This window comes from Streptomyces prasinopilosus (genome assembly GCF_001419695.1).
GTDB lineage: Bacteria > Actinomycetota > Actinomycetes > Streptomycetales > Streptomycetaceae > Streptomyces > Streptomyces prasinopilosus.
The window spans coordinates 1-2156 of the sequence record NZ_LIRG01001031.1 but is presented as its reverse complement, the minus strand read 5'-3'; the positions used below and the strand labels follow the sequence as shown (position 1 = coordinate 2156).

Here is a 2156-nt window from a genome sequence, read left to right as displayed (position 1 = left end):
CCCCCTCCCCCGCCCCACGCTGTCCTTCGGCGGAGGCCGGCACTACTGCCTGGGCGTCTGGCTGGCCCGCCTGGAACTGACCCTGGCCCTGAACCGGCTGGCCGTCGCCCTCCCCCGTCTCAGGCTGGCGGAGCCACCCGAGGAGGTCGTCTGGCGCCTCGGCGGCACCTCCCGCAGCCCCGCACGTCTACTGGTGACCTGGTAGCCCCGCGACATGCCCGAGCCCCGGCCCTGACGTGCGACGGAACCGCGCACGATGCCCCGACCGGATGCCCGTCCCCGGGCGCGCGGCGGGCCCCGGCGGCCGCTCACGGATGTCCCGCGGCCTCCTCGCGGACCGCTCCCAGCCGCGCCTGCTCCTCCTCGACGATCCGGCGGGCCATCGCCGTGTCCGAGACGTCGACCGCGTCCGGCGTCGACTCGGCGACCGCGCTGCGCCGTGCGTACGCGTCGAACAGGCGGGTCTTGTTCCTCAGCATCTCCACCATCCGCTCGTCCACCCCCCGGGTGGTGAGCAGCCGGTGCACCCGGACCGGGCGCACCTGCCCCATGCGGTGGGCCCGCGCCACCGCCTGGTGTTCGACGGTCGGCTTGATCTGGGGCTCACAGATGATCACGACGGACGCGGCCTGCAGGTTGAGCCCCACCCCCACCGCCTCGATCTGCGCCACCAGCACCGCGTGGCCCGGCACGGCGGCGAACCCGTCCACCACCTGCTGACGGCGCGCGGGCGGCACGCTTCCCGAAAGCGGACCGAACACCCGGCCGCCGGCATCGCCCCGCGCGTCGTCCAGCGTGTCCTTCACCGCCGCGAGGACGTCCCTGAAGGCGGAGAACACCACCACCTTCAACCCGTTCTCGGCGGCGTCCCCGACGATCTCGCGCAGCCGGTCCAGCTTGGCCGACTTCTCGGGGCGCGCGTACGCGGCTCTGCGCATCGCCATGAAGTTGCCGGCGCGCACGGCCTCGCGGTAGGCGTCCTCGTCCGACGCGCTCAGCTCCTCCCACTCGTCCGTCTGCTGGAGCGCGGGCAGTTCGGTCAGGACGTCCTGCTGGTTGCGGCGCAGGTAGACCGGGGCGACGGCCTTCCGGAAGGCCTGGGAACCCACCACTGCGTCACGGCCGTCGACGATCCCCGCCAGGTGCGGCTGGAGGATCCGCACGAGGCTGCGGAACTCGGCGACCCGGTTCTCCATGGGCGTGCCGGTCATGAAGAGGACGCGTTCGCAGCGCCCGGCCCATTCCGTCACGGCCCGGGAACGGCGCGTCTTCGGATTCTTCACGTAGTGCGCCTCGTCCACGACCAGCATCCCCAGCTCGCCGCCTCCGGGGGCCGGGAAACCGCGCAGGGCGTCGAAGGTGGTCACCCCCACACCGCCCCGGCCCTTCCAGTCGGCGAACGCCTCCTGCCGGTCCGGGCCGTGAAGGGGCATCACGCGCAGCTTGCTGCGGGCCTCGATCTCGCGGGTCCAGTTGATCAGGACGCCGGCCGGACAGACGACCATGAAGTGGCTCTGCCCCTCGGCGGCGAGATGGGCCAGGACGGCGATGGCCTGGATGGTCTTGCCGAGCCCCATCTCGTCACCGAGGATCACCCTGCGCTGCGCCAGGGCGAAGCGCGCCCCGAAGGCCTGGTAGCCGCGCAGCGACACCCGCCGGTGAGTGGCGTCGAGTGCCTGGCCGCGGACCCGCTCGGCGACTTCCCCGGGCAGGAAGCCCTGGGCGGCGGCGGTGTCGGGGCTGCGGCCGGAGATCTCCGCGAGCAGGCTGTAGTACTCGGCGGAACGCAGCTCGAAGTCGACCCAGGCGGCGGCCTCGGTCGGGGTACCGCGCAGCAGGTCCACCGAGGCCTGGGCGAACAGCTCCGGCACCCCGTCCCGCACCGCTTCCCCGGTCAGCCCGCGCACCTCGGCCACGGCCTCCAGCGCCCGGGCCCGCCCGTCCCGCCCCGCCAGCAGCATCCGCAGCCGCCCGGCGGCCGGGTCGGTCCGCTGCTGGCCGAGGCCGAGCCGGCCGCCGGGCGGCTGCGGATGCTGCTGGCGGGGCGGGACGGGCGGGCCCGGGCGCTGGAGGCCGTGGCCGAGGTGCGCGGGCTGACCGGGGAAGCGGTGCGGGACGGGGTGCCGGAGCTGGTCGCCCAGGCCTCGGCGGACCTG

1 protein-coding gene and 1 pseudogene are annotated in these 2156 nt (G+C 74.5%); one reads left to right on the top strand and one right to left on the bottom strand.

Annotated features, from left to right (window positions below; all coding sequences use genetic code 11):
- Window positions 1-205 (top strand): annotated as a pseudogene (locus AOK18_RS29865) (cytochrome P450); the annotation flags it as partial.
- Between the two features lie 103 nt (window positions 206-308).
- Here AOK18_RS29865 and AOK18_RS29860 read toward each other — a convergent pair.
- Window positions 309-2156, bottom strand: a 1848-nt coding sequence (locus AOK18_RS29860; protein WP_107100380.1) for a DEAD/DEAH box helicase, incomplete at its 5' end; no start/stop codon positions are given.